The organism is Mycobacterium palustre, assembly GCF_002101785.1.
Classification (GTDB): Bacteria; Actinomycetota; Actinomycetes; order Mycobacteriales; family Mycobacteriaceae; genus Mycobacterium; species Mycobacterium palustre.
Map to the genome: position 1 here is coordinate 76,108 of NZ_LQPJ01000121.1, position 16,456 is coordinate 92,563.

Genomic DNA, 16,456 nt, shown 5'->3' on the forward strand with positions numbered 1-16,456 from the left:
CCATGGCGGCGCTGGTCGGCATCAGGATCGTTGAGCTCGCCGAAACGGTCGCGGGCGAATACTGCGGAAAGTTGTTGAGCGACTTCGGCGCCGACGTCATCAAGGTCGAGGCGCCGGGGCGCGGCAGCCCGACCCGGACGATGGCGCCCCTCGTCGCCGCCGACGCCGGCCCCGAGGGCAGCGCGCTGTTCGCCTACCTCAACACCAACAAGCGCTCGGTGGTGCTCGACGACGACTCGACGGCAGGCGCCGAGCGCCTGCACGAGCTGATCGCCACGGCCGACGCGGTCATCGAAGACCGCGCCAGCGGCCGGTCCCGAAGGCACCCGGACGTGGTGTTCTGCTCGATCACCCCCTTCGGCCTCGATGCGCCCGACGAGCTCGCAAATGCGAAGAGTCTCAACGTCTTCCACGCCAGCGGCTGGGGGTATCACACCCCCAGCCACGCCGACCCCGACAAGCCGCCGCTGCAGGGGCCCGGACGGTTCCTGGCCGACTATGAGGCGGGGCTGGACGCGGCGCTATGCGTCGCGGCGTGCCTGTTCGGGCGCCTGCACACCGGTCGGGGCGAGGCCATCGACATTTCCCAGCACGCCGTACTGGTTTCGCGGGCCGACTGCATCCTGGGCCGATTCATCACCGGGGAGGTGCCCGCCACGGGCGGCCGCGACGATTACGACCAGGCCGGCCCCGCATCGTTTTTCGCCTGCGCCGACGGCCACGTGTACCTCTATATGACCAGCCGCGCGCACTGGCTCGGCGTGAAGGAGCTCCTCGGCCATCCGGACTGGCTGGCCGCCTTCGACGATGACTGGCTGGAGTTTTCCGTCACCGCCGAGAAGGTCGCCGCGTTTCGCCAGGGGTTCGCCGCCTGGGTGCGGGGCTTGCCGAAAGACCGCGCGGCCGACGAGGCGCAGCGCCTGGGCGTGCCGCTGGTCCCGGTCAACGAGGCCGCGGACCTGCAGCGCTCGGAGCAGTACCGCCATCGGCGTTTCTTTCGCAACGTCAGCCACCCGGTGCTGGGCGACGCGGCGTACCCCACCGTGCCGTACATTCTCGGTGCGTCGCCCGCCGAAATCACCTCCGCCGCACCGGCGCTCGGTCAGCACACGTCACAGGTCACCGACAGGCCGGCGGACCGCCCGCCGTTGGCGGTCAAGACCTCCCAACTCAAGCCGCCCAGGGACGCGCGCGGCGGACCGCTTCAGGGCGTGCGCGTCGTCGAACTGACCAAGGTCTGGGCCGGCCCGTACGCCGGCAAGCTCCTGGCCATGCTCGGCGCCGAGGTGATCAAGATCGAGACCGCCGCCAACCCCGAGGAGATGCGCGCCTACGGCGGCACCGACATCAACCACGCGCCGTACTTTTTGAGCATCAACCCCGAGATCCTCAGCGTCGACCTCGACATCAAGTCGCCCGAGGGCATGGCACGCCTGCGCGAACTGATCGCCCGCAGCGACGTCGTGATCAACAACCTGCGCCCGGGCGCGATGGAACGGCAGGGCCTGGGCTATGAGCGGCTCAAAGCCGTCAAGCCCGACATCATCTCGGTGTCGATCAAGATGTGGGGCAACGACGGGCCGCTGGGGCACCAAACCGGCTACGCCCCCTGCTTCGCCGCGCTGGCCGGGCTCGCCGCGCTGGTCGGCTACCCCGGCGGGCGACCGCTCGGGATGAGCATGCGATACGGCGATTCCACCGTCGGCGCCGCCGCCGCCTACGCCGCCGTGGTGGCGTTGCTGCATCGCGAGCTCACCGGCGCGGGCCAATTCGTCGACGTATCCGCCGTGGAGACGCTCTCGTCGATGATCGGGGACAGCCTGCTCGAACAAAGCCTCACCGGAAAACCACTGGGGCCGAACGGCAATCGCCACGCCGACCTGTGCCCGCACGGCTGCTACCCGTGCGCGAGCGGTTCCTGGGTCGCGCTGGCCGTCGCGAACGACGCGGAATGGCGCGGGCTGTGCGACGCGCTGGAGGCCGACGGGCTGGCCCGGGATCCGCGCTATGCCACCATGGACGGACGGCGCCGTCACGCCGAGGCCCTGGACGAGGAGCTGGCGCGGCTGACCCGAGGGCGCGACGCCGACGGCCTCGCGCGCCGCCTGCGCGCGGCGGGCGTGCCGGCCAACAAGAGCGCCACCGCCCTCGACGTGATCGTCGACCAGGGGCTGTGGGACCGCGAGCTGTACCGCTTCGTGAGCGATCATCGCGAAGGCCAGCGCCCCATCCTGGGGCCGTCCTGGCGGATGGAGCGCTCACCGACCCGGATCGACCGCGGCGCACCGGATCTGGGCGAAGACACCGATTACGTGCTGCGCGACATCCTCTGCGCCCGATCACCCGCCGGAGGCGGCAGATGACGGCAACGCTGGCGGGCACGGTGGCCCTGGTTACCGGTGCCAGCAGCGGAATCGGCGCCGCGACGGCCAAAGCGTTGGCCGCCCGGGGTGCCGCGGTGGCCCTGTTGGCCCGGCGTGCCGATCGGCTGGCCGAACTGAAGGGCGGCATCGAATCGGCCGGCGGTGCCGCGCTGGTCGTGGCGGCCGACGTCACCGACGCCGAACAGGTATCGGCCGCCGTGCGGCGCACGGTCGCGGAGCTGGGGCGGCTCGACACCGTGGTGAACAACGCCGGGCTCATGCAACCCGCGCCCGCGACCGAGGCCCGCCTGCAGGACTGGGACACCATGGTCGCCGTCAACGTGCAGGGAGTCCTCTACGTCACCCGGGCTGCGCTGCCGCACCTTATCGACGCCGCCGCCACCTCGCCGCGCGGCGTGGCCGACCTGGTCACCATCAGCTCCACCGCCGGATGGGTGTCCCGGCCCGGCACCGCGGTGTATTCGCTGACCAAGTTCGGAGTCAACGCCTTCAGCGAGGCCGTACGCCAGGAGGTGCTCGGCAAGCGAGTCCGTGTCGGGGTGGTGGGTCCCGGCACCGTCGATACCGAGATCTTCAGCCACCTGGCCGGGCCCGCGCGGGAAGCCGTCGAACGCCAGACCGGGGACATGGTGAAGCTGCGCCCGGACGACATCGCCGACGCGGTGCTGTACATGGTGACCCGCGACCGCCGGGTCGCGGTCAACCACATGCTGGTGCGCGCGGCCGAACAGACGTGGTGATGCGCGACGGGATTCACCGGTTCGCCACCGGCGACCAGCTGCGCCTGGAATTCCCCGCCGATCTCGCCGGCCTCCGCGAGGCCGGCGCCTGTTTTCTCACCGACGCGTTCCGCGCATCCGGTGTGCTCGCAAAGGACAACGCCGTCACCGCCATCACCGAGCTTCGCGAGGTCGCCGGCGGCAGCACCGGACGCAAGGCCGTGCTGTCGGTCGAATACGAGCAGCACCAGCCGGGCCTGCACACCGAGCTGTTTCGTGAAGTTCTCGCGCGACTTCGACAACCCGCGCCGCGACCTGGGTAGGACGCAGATGGAGCCGGAGGTCCGGTTCGCATCGCTGTCGCGCGCGCGTGGATTTCCCATCGCGGTGCCCACCGTCCAGTTCGCCGACTATGACCGCTCCACCGGCACGGGCATACTCATTACCGAACGAATACCGTTCGGCCGCAACGGCATCGAACGCCAATACCACAAGTGCCTCGACTACGACATGCCCGAGTGCCTCGAACACTATCGCGCGTTGCTCACCGCGCTGGCCCGTCTCGCCGGGGCCGATCGGGCCGGGCGCCTGCCGGCGCACCCGACCGCGCACTTCCCGTTGGACCTGCGGGCCGCGACGGTGGGAAAGCGAGCACCGCTATGCCCGGACACGATGGAACGGCGGTTGACCGAACTGACCGAACTGGTGGCGACGAGTCCGGGGCTGCTGCCCGCGAATGTCGGCTCGCCGCAATTTCTTACCCGGCTGCGCGGCGACGTTCCGCGGGTCGCGCAGCATGACCGCGCGATCGCCCAGTGGCTCGCCGCCGACGCCGACTGCGTCGCGTTGTGCCACTGGAACGCCAACGTCGACAACGCCCGGTTTTGGCGCGACGCCGCCGGCACGCTGCGCTGCGGCGGGCCGCGCCTGGATCCGGAACGGCTGCGCCGGCACACGGTGCTCTATGCGGCCGCGATGGGGGTCTCCCGGTTGCTCGACGTGCCGGCGTTGATACGCAAGCGCTTCGGGGCCGCTGCGCCGAGTTCCCGGATGGACCCGCGAATCCGGGACGACGAGAGCGTGCGGGCGCCCCTGCAGATGCTGTCGAACCTGCTGAGCCTGTGGGAACGTCCCCGCTGGGTGACCTACTCGATTAACCCGGCCCCTGTGATCCCTTGCGTCACAGTGGTTTCGGTGGTCACATCGCGACGGTTCTTGTCGGTGGGCCTGCGTATGGTCTAGGCATGGGTTCGAGCAGCCGCGAGGAGATCGTCGAGGTCTTTGACGCGTTCGATGCGGACCTGAAACGGTTGTGCGATCTGTCCTTTGACGTGTTTACGACTCCCGAGCGAATGGCGGCGTTGCAGCGCCTGGAATGCGCGGCGCGCAGGCTGCGGGCACCGCAACACCTGTTGATCAATCAGATCGGCGCGCAGGCAAGCGACAAAGAACTGGGCGGCACATTGCGCTCGGCGCTGGCCGACCGCTTGCGTATCACGAAAGCCGAGGCCGGTCGGCGGATCGAGGAAGCGGGCGACCTCGGGGAACGCCGGGCGCTCACCGGTGCGCCGCTGGCGCCGCGGTTGACCGCGACCGCTACCGCGCAACGCGAGGGGCTGATCGGCGACGCGCACGTGCGAGTGATCCGCGGCTTCTTCGCGCACCTGCCCGCCGAGGTGGACGTCTCCACTCGAGACGCCGCCGAAGCGGACCTGGCGCACCGAGCGAGCGAATATCGCCCCGACGAGTTGGCCAAGTACGCGCAGCGGATCATGGACTGGCTCAATCCCGACGGTGAATTCAGCGACCAGGAGCGTGCCCGCAAGCGCGGGATCACGATCGGCAAGCAGGAATTCGACGGCATGTCGCGAATCAGCGGCATGGTGACCCCGGAGCTGCGGGCCGCGATCGAGGCGATGCTCGCCAAGCTGGCCGCCCCCGGCGCATGCAATCCGGAGGACGAAACCCCCGTGGTCGACGGGACCCCCGACGAGGATGCGGTGCGGCGCGACACGCGATCGCAAGCCCAGCGCAACCATGACGGGTTGCTCGCCGGCCTGCGCGCGCTGTTCGCTTCGGGAGATTTGGGCCAGCACAACGGGTTGCCGGTTTCCATCGTCGTGACCACCACGCTCAAGGAACTGGAGTCGGCCGCCGGCAAAGCGCTGACCGGCGGCGGGACCCTGGTGCCCATGTCGGACGTGATCCGCTGGGCCAGCCACGCGTACCACTACCTGGCGATCTTCGACCGCGGCAAGGCGCTGGCGCTGCACCACACGAAGCGGCTGGCCTCACCCGCGCAGCGAATTGTGCTCTACGCCAGGGATCGTGGGTGCACAAAACCGGGTTGCGACGCCCCCGCGTATCACAGCCAGGTCCACCACGTCCGGGGTTGGGCGGCCACGCACCGCACCGACATCGACGACCTGACGCTCGCGTGTGGCACCGACAACCGGCTCGCCGAAAAGGGGTGGACCACCCGCACCAACGCGCGCGGCGAGACCGAATGGATCCCGCCGCCCCACCTCGACCACGGGCAGCCCAGAACCAATGCCTTCCATCACCCCGAGAGATTCCTGCGGGATGGAGACGGCGACGGAGTCGATGGCGGGGATGATGACGAGCCCGTTTGACGTCAGCCCCACGACGGGCTGTCGGTCAACACCTCTGCGCCGCCGTCGGTGATCTGGACGGTGTCGCGGCGGAACACCGCGCCCACGCTGCGCTGCCACACATAGCCGGTGACCGCCAGCACCATGCCGGCGTCGAGGCGTTCGTCTTCCCCCGCGGCACACAGCGTTTCGCAGACGACAGGCGGGTCGAAACCGAGCCCCAGGCCGTGCGCGACGGGCATGGGCGGCAGCGGCTCGCCGGCCGCCTCGTACGCGGCGAGGAGCCCGCTGGCCGGCGCGCCGGGGCGGCAGGCCGCGATCAGCCTGTCGTGCAAGGCGTTCGAACGGCCGAACAGCGCGCCCAGCCGGGCGCGGACCCCGGCGCCGTCCGACTCGCCGTCCGCGCCGCCGGCCGGCCAGGTGCGGCCCACCTCGCCGACGTACCCGTCGGCGAGCGCGCCGGCGGCCAACGCCACCAGGTCGCCCGCCCGCACCTCGCCGGTCGCACCCGCGCGCCGCCACGGATGCTCCCGTGGCGTCACCCACGCGGCATCCTGGGTGGCCGGCGTGCTCACCCCGCCGGCGGCCATCGCCTCGAGCACCGCCCCGGTCAGCGTTCGCTCGAAGCTGCCCGGCCGCAATTCCGCGACGGCGGCGGCGATTCCACGCTCGGCGGCGCGCAGCGCCGGGCCCATCGCCGCGATCTCGTCGGGCGTCTTGATGCGGCGCGCCGCGCGCAGGGCCGGCTCGGCGTCGACGAGTTCGGCGTTCGGGAACGCCTCGGGCAGCAGCGCCGCGAACGTCGGTGTGATGGCGTCGGTTCCGACCCGCCGCGCCGCCCGCGCGCCCTCGATGCCCTTCAACACACCGATGAGCGTCATCGGGTTCCACGCCAGCCCGTAGAGCCGGTCGCGGCCGATCTCGTCGGGCACCCCCTCGTCGTCGGTGCTGTTCAGGTAGACCTCCCCGGTAGCGCGCACCATCACGCAGACCGGGCCGAACGGCCGGGTGCCGGCGATCCACAGCTGGGGCGCGCCGGTGACATAGCGGACGTTGGCCTGCCGCCCCAGCACCAGGACGTCGAGGCCGTAGGCGTCCATCTGGGCCAGCGCCCGCTCCCGCCGCCCGGTCCGCAGCGGGCCGGGGTCCGGCGCGACCTCGGTCGTCACGGGGCGTCGCCATAGGGCGCGTAGGGGTAGTCGGTGATCGGCGTGTAGCCGTCCTCGGTGATCACCACGATCTCCTCACTGCGATAGCCGCCCGTGCCGTCCTCCCACACCACCGGCTCGAGCACCAGGACCATGCCCGGCGGGAAGACGAAGCTGTCGTCGTATTCCTCGCCGAGGTCCGTCCCGATCATCGGCGCTTCGGCGGGGTAGGTGCCGATGCCATGGCCCAGATAAAAGTGCGGCAGCCACGGCTTGCGGCCGCCGTTGGCCGCGATCGCCGCGCGCGCCAAATCACCCGACGTGGCACCGGCTTTGGTGACCGCCAGGGTCGCGTCCAGGATCGCGCGCCATTGCCGGAACTGATCTTGCTGCCGCGGTGAGGGCTCGTCGCCCACCAGCCAGGTTCGGCCGAAGTCCGAGCAGTAGCCGGCATAGCTGATGCTGATGTCGGTCCACAACACGTCGCCGGCGGCCAGCTCGCGAGCCGTGGGCAACAGCGGCAGCGCGAGATCGCCGTGCGTCGTCCACACCCCGGCTTCCCGCGAGCCGGGCATCACCTGCCAGATGGCTTCGAGCATGTTGGTGGTTGCGCCCAACTCGAAAGCGCGGCGCACCAGCCTGGCCGAAAGGTCGATCTGGCGCACGCCGGGCGCCAGCGCCGTCTGCACGTCCGCCATGGCCTCCTCGGTGATCCGCGAGGCCCGGCGCAGACACGAGATCTCGTCGCGGGTCTTTTGCAGCTGGGCCGCGCCGACGACGATCGCCGCGTCGATGGGCGGCTTGGATCCGAACAGGGCGGTCGCCGACCGCCGCATCGCACCGGTCAGCTCGTCGACGGCGACGGTCGCGCCCGGCGGGATCAGCCCGGACAGCATCCGGGCGAATTCGGCTACCCCGTGGTCGAATTCGAGATAGACCGGGCCGTGCAGGTGGTCCTCGGGCAGGGGCGGATCCGCCGGATCCCCGGTGGCGCCGCCCCGGAACGGCATGAACAGGTGCGGGTGCTCGTCGTCGGCCAGCACCACCGCCACCGGTCGCTCGACGTGCGAAAGGCCCGCGTCGAGCAGGGGCCAGACGGCGCCCGTCGCATAGCCGACATAGCCGTTCATCGACAGGACCAGCGCGTCGACGCCGTGGTCGGCCATCGCGGCGCGAAGCCGCGCGCCGATCTCCGAACGCATGCGTGCCCAGTCCGGCTGATCCGGGATGTCGATCGCCGTTCCGCGCGGCGCGAGTGAGTGACCCATGCTAGATGCCCAGAAATCTTTTGACGTTGCCGCCGACGACCCGCACCGCGTCCTCCGGGCCGACGGCGTCGACCACCGCGGCCAGCGACCTCTCGGAATAGCCGAAGGTGCTTTCGTTGTGCGGATAATCCGACGACCACATCACCTTGTCGATCCCGATGTCGTCGATCTGGCCAAGGTTAAGGCCGTCGACCATGAGCATCCCCTCGTTCCAGTGCGGGTAGCCCGGCAGCCGGTCGTCGACGCTGGCGCGCGAATCGGCGAACAACGCCCGGATCGCGTCGTAGCCGTGGATCAGCCAGGGGGTGCTGCCGTCCCAAATCCTGACCCTGCTCAACTGGCTATCTGCGTTGAGCGACAACACCTTTGGGGGCGGCGCGAACGGGCAACCCGGGGCCCGGGTCATCGGGAAGTCGGGGATCGCGGTCGAGATCTCGGTCATCGTCCTCCTCGGTTTTCGTCCGCGGCGCTCACGTGGACGGGCGCGCGCCACAGGCCGACGATCGCGTCGATCAGCCCCTCGCCGGCGACCGGCCAGCTGGAACGCGACCGGGGCCCGTGCTCGGCCAGCGCGCCCTCGTGCTCGGCGCACGTGTGCATGAGCAGGTTGCGCACCATCACGATCCGTTCGTGGCGCACCCGGCGGGGCAGGTCGGGCAGGCAGCGGATGATGCCGTCGATGGTTTGCACGAGCATCGGGGACGTCAGCGCGTCCTTGGTGACGACGTGCCGGTAGGTGGGATCGGCCATCGCCTGCGCGGCGAACCGCGCGTACCAACTCGGGGTCCCCAGCGCCGGAGGTGATCGGTGAGTGGGCGCACCAGCGCGCCCACCCAGTCGCGCAATTCCGTCGAATCGCCGACGTCGGCCAGCATTCGCGTGCGCAGTTCCTCGATCGGTTCCCGGTGCTTGCGTTCGATCGCCCGCAGCAGGTCAATCCTGGTCCCGAAGTGATAGCACGCCGCGGCGTTGTTGCCCTGGCCGGCCGCGTCGCTGATCTGCCGGTTGGACACCGCGTACATGCCGCGCTCGGCGAACAGCACCTCGGCGGCGGTCAAGAGCGCCTCGCGGGTGCCCGTGGACCTGGGGGAACGGGCGATACGCTCGGCCGTCATCGCCCCAGTGAACACCGGCCAACGTCTTAAATCAAGCAGTTGATTTAAGAGCGCGCCGCTCGGCCGGTAGCGCGGCCGAATCGGGCGGGGGTCGATCCGGCGGAGGTCAATTCCCCAGGGGTCAAGATGAATTCATCGTCGGGACGCCCAAGCCGTGCTCGCGCCGAATAGAGTGATCGCGTGAATCCGCTGCAGCGGGTGGCGCGCAACCCGACGGCCTACCGCTGGCTGGTGCTCACCGCGCGGCCGGTCGCCGAAGTGCTCGAGGCCGTGCTCCGGTTCATCACCGCGGGGCGACTCGGCGTGCTGGATCTCACCGGCCTGCCCAACGTGCAGATCACCGCCCCGGGGCGCAAGACCGGGCTGGCCCGCACGGCGACGGTGCAGTGCGTGCCCGCCGACGATGGGCTGCTGGTGGTCGGCTCCAACTGGGGCCGGGACCGCCACCCGTCGTGGTCGGCGAATCTCAAAGCGGCACAACGGGTCAGCGTGCGCAGGCGGGGTCATCGCTTCACCGCGAAGGTGCGGTTGCTCACCGGCGAGGAGCGCGATCGGGCATGGGCCGCGGCCCTGGCGCACTGGCCGAACTATCAGATCGCCCAGGATCGGGCCGGCGGCCGCCGGTTTCGCCTGTTTCTTCTCACGCCCACCGCCTGATCGCCGCTCAACCGCCCAGGGCGGATCCCAGGGCGGATCAGAGGCCGCTACCGAGCCGCGTGACTGCTGATGTGGGCGAGCAGGTCCCGGGCGGCCCCCGCCGGCGGTGTCCGTCCACCGACCCAGACGGCGCGGAAATGGCGTTGCAGGTTCAGCTCCGGGACGGCAACCTCGCGCAGCCGCCCGATCGCGAGGTCGTCGGCGACGGCCAGCCGGCTCATCACGGTGGGCCCCGCGCCGGCGACCACCGCGGCGCGCACTGCGGCGGCGGAGGACAGCTCGAGGACGGGATCCGCCTGCTGCTCAGTTTCGCCCAACACCCGCCGCAAAGCGGCGGTCAACGCGTCCCTGGTCCCCGACCCCCGTTCGCGCGTCACCAGAGGCGTTCGGCTGAGTTCCGCCGCGGACACGGGCCGTTGGCGCTGGGCCCATTTGTGGTCGGCGGGCACCACCAGCACGAGCTCGTCGCGTCCGATCACCTTGGTGCGCAACCCCTTTGGCGGATACGGGGTCTCGACGAATCCTAGGTCCGCGGCGCCGTCCCGCACCGCCGCGACGACGTGGTCGCTGTTGGTCGCGGTCATGATGACTTCGGGACCGCCGGTGCCGAGTCGGCGCCCCGCGGCCTGAAGTGACACCAGCCAGCGGGGCATGAGTTGCTCGGCGATCGTCAGGCTGGCGGCCACCCGGACCCGCCTGCGCCGTTCGGATCGCAGTGATGCTAATCCGGCGTCCACATGTTGGGCGACGTCGAGCAAGCGATCCGCCCATTCCGCCACCACGACACCCGCGGGCGTCAGCTGCGAGCCGCGCGGCGTCCTGACGACCAATGCCACCCCGGTCTGGGCCTCGATCGAGGCCAGTCGGGCCGAAACCGCCTGCTGGGTCAGCCCGAATTCCCTGGCCGCGGCGCCGATGCTGCCGCTCCGGGCGATCGCTACGAATATCTCCAGCGCGGACAGCTCCGGCAGGTGGGCGCTAAGCGGCATGACGATCCTCCGGCGCCAGCCTACAAGTCACACTTGTGAGGACGCCCGAAGCCCACAAGCCTGATTTGTGGGCCCACAAAGTCCGCACCCCTGGCACCGGCCGCGGAAAAAGGTGACGATTCCTCACGACGCGGCCGAACAGGAGACGGTGAGAATGAGCGCGATGACGTCGACCACGGCGGTGTGGGGTAAGCGTGGGGAGATGATCGTGCACAGCGCGCAGCCCTACAACGCCGAACCGCCGCCCGCGGTGCTGGCCGGCAGCGCCATCACCCCTATCGACGCGTTCTATGCCCGCAATCACGGCCCGTTCCCCGACATCGCCCCGGAGCGGTGGCGGCTGACGGTCGGCGGGCGCGTCGAGCGACCGCTTGCGCTGACATACGACCAGCTGACCACCGAATTCACCCAGCACCGCGTGACGGCGACGCTCGCGTGCGCCGGCAACCGGCGCGCGGAGCTGCTGCGGGTGCGGCCCATCCCCGGGAAAGAACCATGGGGGCACGGGGCGATCTCGACCGCCGAGTGGCGCGGCGTCCGGCTGGCCGACGTCCTGGCCGCCGCGGGCGCACACCACGACGACGCGCTGCACGCCGCGTTCGAGGCTGTCGACGTGGCCGAGGAGGCGAAGCCGCCCCAGCCCTACGGCGGCTCGATCCCGCTGAGGAAGGCGACGTCGCCCGAAGTTCTGCTCGCGTGGCAGATGAATTCCGAACCGCTGCCGCGCGCCCACGGCGGACCGGTCCGGCTGGTGGTGCCGGGGTACATCGGTGCGCGCAGCGTCAAGTGGGTCACGGCCATCACCGTCCAAGCGGGTCCGTCGCAGAACTACTTTCAGTCGCACGACTACCGGATCCTGCCGGCGGACGCCGACACCGATTCCGTCACGGCGGGGCAGGGCATTTCGCTGTCGTCGCTGGCGCTCAACTGCGACATCCTCGACCCGAGCGACGACGCTCGGGTGCCGCCGGGTCAGCTGACCATTCGCGGGTACGGGATCGCCGGCGACGGCCACACCGTCGAGCGGGTCGACGTGTCCCTCGACGGCGGGCTTTGCTGGCGGCAGGCCGACCTGCACCCCGCGCCGAGTAAATGGTCGTGGCGGCCATGGTCGCTGGCCGTCGACGTCGCGCCGGGACCGCTGCGCATCACGGCCCGCGCCTGGGACGACACGGGTGCCCTGCAGCCGGAATCCGCGGCGTCGCTATGGAATCCGCGCGGTTACGCCAACAACGCGTGGGCCCGCGTCGCGCTGAACGTGACCTCGGGGCGATCGGGCTAAGTCCCGTTGGCCTTCTTCAGGCGCGCTATCTCGCCGCCCCACACCGATTGGGCGCCGGCATCGCCGACGCGGTACACCTGGACGGTCGCCGAAATCCCAACGGCCAGAACGATTATCCCCGCGATGACCCTGGTGACCGTTCGGCGGTTTTCGGGTCGGCGTTCGTGCAGGCGCAGCAGCACGAGCCCGATCGCGACCGCCAGCAGGGCGGCGGAGAAGTAGAGCATCGCCTCACCCCGGTCGGCGTGTTCGGTCAGGATCGGGCCGGGCTTGGCCCGCAGGCCGTAGAGCCATTCACCCGCGTTGATGGTGATCGGGGTCAACACCATCGTGGCGCCGGCCAGGGCCAGCGTGAGCCACAACAGCTGGCCGCGCCGGGCGGCCGGCCATAGGCCGCACACAATCTCCAGCAGCGCGGTCAGCGGCACCAGCACCACGACGAAATGCAGCCACAGGGCGTGCGCGGGCAGGTTGCCGATGACGGTCATGCCCGCCTCAGCCGCCGAGAGCCTTCTTGATCGCCGCGTCTTGTTTCTGGGCCACGTCGGTGACGAAGTCCTCCGGCGGGAGCGAGTCGACGGGGCCGTCGAATTCCAGCGTGACGAACGCCTTGCCCTCGGTGAACAGCAATACCAGGACGCCCTTGGAGTTGTCGGGCGAGTTCCCGGTCAACGTCGTTCCCCCGGTGCCGACGTTGAACGGCGCCGTCTTCGGATTCTTCACGGCGTTGCCCTGCGCGCCCTTGGCCGCGTTGAGCGCGTTGGTGGCGGCGCCGGGATCGTCCAGCACCAGGATGGTGTCTTTGATGACGTGGCTGTTGTCGTCGGTGTTGAAGGTGGTCGCCACGCCCGGTTGCCCGTTCGGGTTGGCGGTCGGCGGGTTGCCGGCGAACTGGATCGGGGCGTTGATGTCCGATGCCTGGATGAGCAGCCCGCTGTAGTCGGTCGGCTTGGCCGACGGCGAGTTGGTCGGCGTCGCGCCGCTGGTCTTCGTCGCCGACGTGGGAGACCCCGACGTCTTCGGCGACGACGCCGGCTTGCTGCCGCAACCGGCCGCCGACACCGTCAGCGCAGCCACCACCGCTGCGCCCGCGACCACCGTCGGAGAAATCCTCATCACAACGCGCTCCTTCGCTTTGGTTTCGCTTTGGCGAGAAGGTCGACTCGTTTCCGAATCGCACAGTACATCGCCGCGCCAGCGAAGGTTTCGGCGGCGACGAAAGGTCACTCCAGTTGGTCGCGCAGAGAGCTCAGGGTATGGGCCAGGATGCGGGAGACCTGCATCTGTGACACGCCGATCCGTTCGGCGATCTGGCTTTGCGTCATCGCCTCGAAGAAGCGCATGTGCAAGACCTGCCGTTCGCGCTCGGGGAGCGCGGACACCAGCACGCGCACCGCCTCCCGGTTGGTGATGTGCTCGATTTGCGGGTCGACTCCGCCCACCGCGTCAGCGACCACCCGGGGTTTGCCCGAGCTGTCGGGGCTCAGGGGCGCGTCCAGGGACTCAAGCCGGTAGGCGTCGCCCGCGACGAGGCATTCCACGATCTCCTCGCGGGGCACTTCCAGCATCTGGGCCAGCTCGCCTGCGGTGGGAGCGCGCCCCAGCTGCTGGGCCAATTCGCCTGTGGCCCTGCTGATCTGGACGTGGAGCTCGCGTAACCGCCGGGGCACGCGCATGCCCCAGCTGTAGTCGCGAAAGTATCGCCGAACCTCGCCCATCATGGTCGGAACCGCGAACCCGATGAAGCTGGGTCCCTTGGACGGGTCGAATCGGTTGACCGCGTTCATCAATCCCAGCCGGGCCACCTGGGTCAAGTCCTCGATGTTTTCGCCGCGGCGGGCGAAGTGGCTGGCCACATGGTCGGCCAGGGCCAGGCATCGGGCCACGATGCGTTCGCGCTGCCGGTGATACTCGTGGGATTCCGGGGGTAACTGGCGCAGCACCTCGAACATCTCGACAACGTCGTCGTAGGAATCGTCCGATTGTCGGCCGGCGGAGCGGGTAGGTCGGGGTGCGGTCGCTACGTCGGTCATAAGCCGACGCGCATCTCATGGATTCGACGCGACGGTAAAACGTAAGCGCACGAAGGGGTTTGCAAAGAAGCGGTTTGCATCGCGGGGCACACTTCCTGTGGGTCGTGCAGGAGGAGACTTCGCAGTGGTCTCTACGGTCGCCTCCGCTGCACCCGTATCCGCGTGGACGAGTCGGTTGGCAGCGCACGAAGTAATGGGGGGCAGCTGACTGCGTTGATATCGCCGAAGCCAGCCAAGCCCGGCAGCCGTGCGGCTGAGTAACCGCTTTGAGCTAAACGGCGACATGTCCAGACGGACTTAATCGCCGACTATACGCCTCATGACGTGACCCTGCGATTTATCGGCGCTAGGCGTTCAAAACGCGAATGCGCGCATCGAAAGTTCGCTGAGCGCAGGGCGTTATGGCCGTCGGCGCTGGCCAGCGAGCGCCGGACGACTCTGCGGCGATAGCCACGCAACGCCCCGCCCTTTTTCCATTTTCGTGATGGCTGGGTACTGTTCAGCCGATGGTCGCCTCAGAACCGCTGGCCCGGCGCGCCGTGGTGATCTCCGGGCGGCAGCTGTCGCCGGGGGTTGCTCGACGAAATGACCATGCGGGCGTCGCTGGACAGCGCCCCGCCGCGTTCGCCGCGCCGCTGCATGCCGACCTGGCCAGCGGCTTGGCGCGCGGCGTGACCGGTGAAATGTTCGTCGCCGCAGGGGGGATTCGTCGGTCGCCTCGACCGGTCGGCGCCCCGTGTGCTGGGCTGTCGCGACCACCACGGCGCCGAACCCCGGTCGATTGACGACCTGCACCGCATGATCGGCGCCCCGCCGGCCTGATCCGCGTTGAACCGATCGGTGGCCGCCCCCGTGTTCCACGGAGTGGCGAGCCGACGCGAGGCACTCGAGCGCGCACCGGCCGAAGCCCTCGGGGCTCGACGGCGGACGAGTCATGGTCTCGAAGCCCCGCACGGCCGTCTGGCCCGCACGTCGGGGGATGGCGGCCGCCAAAGGGTCGGCGTGGCTCACGCGTTCCGTCCGCTACGGGTGCTCGTCATCGGTGCCGGGGTGAGCGGCATCTCCGTCGCGCGGGGGTTGCTGCGCGACGGGCACGACGTCACCGTCTTCGACCGGCGCAATGACACGCGGGCCGGCGGCGGCGCCGTGACCATCTGGTCCAACGGCGAGACCGTGCTGCGGCAATTGGGCGTGGACATGGACGGGTCGGGTCAGCTGCTGTCCAGCGTGCAGGTGACAACGGCCGGCGGCCGGCGGCTGGCCACCTTGGACGTGACCGCGATGGGGAACCGGCTGGGCGCGCCGGTGCGGATGGTTCCGCGGCGTGTGCTGCTGGGACGGCTGATGGACGGCTTCCCGATCGACCGCATCCGGTGCAACCACCGCGCGGTGGCCGTCCACGCCGGCGCCGACGGGGCGCGGGTCGAGTTCGACGGGGGCGGCCGCGCCGAGGGCGACCTGGTGATCGGTGCCGACGGGCTGCATTCGGTCGTCCGGGACGTGGTCGGCGCGCCCGCCGCCGAGCCGACGGGCTGGTGCAGCTGGCAGGGCCTGATCACGCTCCCGGAGCTGGCCGACCGCGGCGTCGCGGCGATCGTCATCGGCCAGAGCGGAAACACCGGGGTGTGGCCCGCGGGCGGTGCCGAGGTGCAGTGGTGGTTCGACCAGCCGTGGTCGCACGACTTCGTCCGGCCGCGCCGCCCGATCGAGGCGATCCGGTCCGCCTTCGGCGGCTGGTCCGACTCGGTCGACATGGTGCTCGACCGGCTGACCGACGAACACCTGGCCGGTTCGCCGTACCCCCATTTTCGGCACCCGATTTTCCGGGCTTTGCCCCCCGGCGCGGTCACCCTGCTCGGCGACGCCGCGCACACCATGCCGCCGACCCTGGCGCAGGGAACCAACCAGGCGCTGCTCGACACGATGGTGCTGTGCAAGGCGCTGTCGGACCTGCCCGGCGGGACACGCGGCGGGGGGACCGACCTGTCCCGGGCGCTGCGCAGGTACGAGAAGATCCGCGGTCGTCGCGTCGGGGCGGTGTCGCGGCTGGCGTCGCTGCAGGTCGCCCACAGCGAGTCCGTGCTGCGACCGGCCGCTCTGATCCCCGATCGGCTGCACACCGGCATGCTGACCGCGTTCGTGCGCTGGACCAGCCACCGCCGCATGTCGGCGCTGATCGACCGTGGGCTGCCGACGGCCACGTCGGTCCCGGGGGGCCGCCGGTGACCGCCCCGGAGGCCGCCGAACCG

12 protein-coding genes and 5 pseudogenes are annotated in these 16,456 nt (G+C 70.2%); 8 read left to right on the forward strand and 9 right to left on the reverse strand.

Annotated features, from left to right (window positions below; translation table 11 throughout):
* Positions 1 to 2 precede the first annotated feature (2 nt).
* The 4 genes and pseudogenes from AWC19_RS19845 to AWC19_RS19860 all read left to right on the forward strand — a co-directional run bounded on the left by AWC19_RS19845 (position 3) and on the right by AWC19_RS19860 (position 5,736).
* Positions 3 to 2,363, forward strand: coding sequence for a CaiB/BaiF CoA transferase family protein (locus tag AWC19_RS19845; RefSeq protein WP_085079701.1), 2,361 nt, complete (start codon positions 3 to 5; stop codon positions 2,361 to 2,363).
* Positions 2,360 to 3,124, forward strand: a complete 765-nt coding sequence (locus tag AWC19_RS19850; RefSeq protein WP_085079702.1) for an SDR family NAD(P)-dependent oxidoreductase — start codon at positions 2,360 to 2,362, stop codon at positions 3,122 to 3,124. Before AWC19_RS19845 ends, AWC19_RS19850 begins: the two co-directional genes overlap by 4 nt.
* Positions 3,124 to 4,260 (forward strand): annotated as a pseudogene (locus tag AWC19_RS19855) (hypothetical protein). Before AWC19_RS19850 ends, AWC19_RS19855 begins: the two are co-directional and overlap by 1 nt.
* 87 nt (positions 4,261 to 4,347) lie before the next feature.
* A complete protein-coding gene (locus tag AWC19_RS19860) occupies positions 4,348 to 5,736 on the forward strand; it encodes an HNH endonuclease signature motif containing protein (RefSeq protein ID WP_085079703.1) in 1,389 nt (462 codons plus the stop codon).
* Between the two features lie 2 nt (positions 5,737 to 5,738).
* Here the strand turns inward: AWC19_RS19860 and AWC19_RS19865 are convergent, their stop codons facing one another.
* The 5 genes and pseudogenes from AWC19_RS19865 to AWC19_RS19880 all read right to left on the reverse strand — a co-directional run bounded on the left by AWC19_RS19865 (position 5,739) and on the right by AWC19_RS19880 (position 9,261).
* Positions 5,739 to 6,884, reverse strand: coding sequence for a M24 family metallopeptidase (locus AWC19_RS19865; RefSeq protein WP_085079704.1), 1,146 nt, complete (start codon positions 6,882 to 6,884; stop codon positions 5,739 to 5,741).
* Positions 6,881 to 8,131, reverse strand: coding sequence for a M24 family metallopeptidase (locus AWC19_RS19870; RefSeq protein WP_085079705.1), 1,251 nt, complete (start codon positions 8,129 to 8,131; stop codon positions 6,881 to 6,883). The genes AWC19_RS19865 and AWC19_RS19870 overlap by 4 nt, the downstream gene beginning before the upstream one ends.
* A 1-nt stretch (position 8,132) precedes the next feature.
* Positions 8,133 to 8,330: pseudogene (locus tag AWC19_RS30130) on the reverse strand (amidohydrolase family protein); the annotation flags it as partial.
* Positions 8,328 to 8,573, reverse strand: a pseudogene (locus tag AWC19_RS30135) (cytochrome P450); the annotation flags it as partial. The pseudogenes AWC19_RS30135 and AWC19_RS30130, both read right to left, overlap by 3 nt.
* Positions 8,570 to 9,261: pseudogene (locus AWC19_RS19880) on the reverse strand (TetR/AcrR family transcriptional regulator). The pseudogenes AWC19_RS30135 and AWC19_RS19880, both read right to left, overlap by 4 nt.
* 165 nt (positions 9,262 to 9,426) lie before the next feature.
* On the opposite strand from AWC19_RS19880, the gene AWC19_RS19885 reads away from it, so the two are divergent.
* Positions 9,427 to 9,903, forward strand: coding sequence for a nitroreductase family deazaflavin-dependent oxidoreductase (locus AWC19_RS19885; RefSeq protein ID WP_085079707.1), 477 nt, complete (start codon positions 9,427 to 9,429; stop codon positions 9,901 to 9,903).
* Between the two features lie 47 nt (positions 9,904 to 9,950).
* Here the strand turns inward: AWC19_RS19885 and AWC19_RS19890 are convergent, their stop codons facing one another.
* A complete protein-coding gene (locus AWC19_RS19890) occupies positions 9,951 to 10,892 on the reverse strand; it encodes a LysR family transcriptional regulator (protein WP_085079708.1) in 942 nt (313 codons plus the stop codon).
* Between the two features lie 163 nt (positions 10,893 to 11,055).
* Between AWC19_RS19890 and AWC19_RS19895 the strand changes: the two genes are divergently transcribed.
* Positions 11,056 to 12,174 carry a sulfite oxidase gene (locus AWC19_RS19895; RefSeq protein ID WP_085079760.1) on the forward strand — a complete coding sequence of 373 codons (1,119 nt, stop codon included), beginning with the start codon at positions 11,056 to 11,058 and terminating at the stop codon, positions 12,172 to 12,174.
* On the opposite strand, the gene AWC19_RS19900 is transcribed toward AWC19_RS19895, so the two are convergent.
* The 3 genes from AWC19_RS19900 to AWC19_RS19910 form a co-directional block, all read right to left on the reverse strand.
* Entirely contained in the window at positions 12,171 to 12,662 is a 492-nt protein-coding gene (locus AWC19_RS19900; RefSeq protein WP_085079709.1) for a DUF2231 domain-containing protein, read from the reverse strand. The genes AWC19_RS19895 and AWC19_RS19900 overlap by 4 nt on opposite strands.
* A 7-nt stretch (positions 12,663 to 12,669) precedes the next feature.
* On the reverse strand, positions 12,670 to 13,290 hold the full coding sequence (locus AWC19_RS19905) for a hypothetical protein (protein ID WP_085079710.1): 621 nt from the start codon (positions 13,288 to 13,290) through the stop codon (positions 12,670 to 12,672).
* A 107-nt stretch (positions 13,291 to 13,397) separates the two neighbouring features.
* The gene (locus AWC19_RS19910) at positions 13,398 to 14,207 is read right to left on the reverse strand and encodes a SigB/SigF/SigG family RNA polymerase sigma factor (RefSeq protein ID WP_085079711.1); all 810 of its coding nucleotides are present in this window, start codon (positions 14,205 to 14,207) and stop codon (positions 13,398 to 13,400) included.
* 564 nt (positions 14,208 to 14,771) lie between these two features.
* Here AWC19_RS19910 and AWC19_RS30775 point away from each other — a divergent pair.
* Both AWC19_RS30775 and AWC19_RS19920 read left to right on the forward strand, forming a co-directional pair.
* A pseudogene (locus AWC19_RS30775) lies at positions 14,772 to 15,029 on the forward strand (short-chain dehydrogenase); the annotation flags it as partial.
* A gap of 180 nt (positions 15,030 to 15,209) precedes the next feature.
* On the forward strand, positions 15,210 to 16,433 hold the full coding sequence (locus tag AWC19_RS19920) for an FAD-dependent oxidoreductase (RefSeq protein ID WP_245849166.1): 1,224 nt from the start codon (positions 15,210 to 15,212) through the stop codon (positions 16,431 to 16,433).
* Positions 16,434 to 16,456: the final 23 nt, after the last annotated feature.

Bases quoted from the DNA above. Each gene is read 5' to 3' on its own strand.
- AWC19_RS19845 (WP_085079701.1), top strand. From the start codon at position 3: ATGGCGGCGCTGGTCGGCATCAGGATCGTTGAGCTCGCCGAAACGGTC.
- AWC19_RS19850 (WP_085079702.1), top strand. From the start codon at position 2,360: ATGACGGCAACGCTGGCGGGCACGGTGGCCCTGGTTACCGGTGCCAGC.
- AWC19_RS19860 (WP_085079703.1), top strand. From the start codon at position 4,348: ATGGGTTCGAGCAGCCGCGAGGAGATCGTCGAGGTCTTTGACGCGTTC.
- AWC19_RS19870 (WP_085079705.1), bottom strand. From the start codon at position 8,131: ATGGGTCACTCACTCGCGCCGCGCGGAACGGCGATCGACATCCCGGAT.
- AWC19_RS19890 (WP_085079708.1), bottom strand. From the start codon at position 10,892: ATGCCGCTTAGCGCCCACCTGCCGGAGCTGTCCGCGCTGGAGATATTC.
- AWC19_RS19895 (WP_085079760.1), top strand. From the start codon at position 11,056: ATGACGTCGACCACGGCGGTGTGGGGTAAGCGTGGGGAGATGATCGTG.
- AWC19_RS19900 (WP_085079709.1), bottom strand. From the start codon at position 12,662: ATGACCGTCATCGGCAACCTGCCCGCGCACGCCCTGTGGCTGCATTTC.
- AWC19_RS19905 (WP_085079710.1), bottom strand. From the start codon at position 13,290: ATGAGGATTTCTCCGACGGTGGTCGCGGGCGCAGCGGTGGTGGCTGCG.
- AWC19_RS19910 (WP_085079711.1), bottom strand. From the start codon at position 14,207: ATGACCGACGTAGCGACCGCACCCCGACCTACCCGCTCCGCCGGCCGA.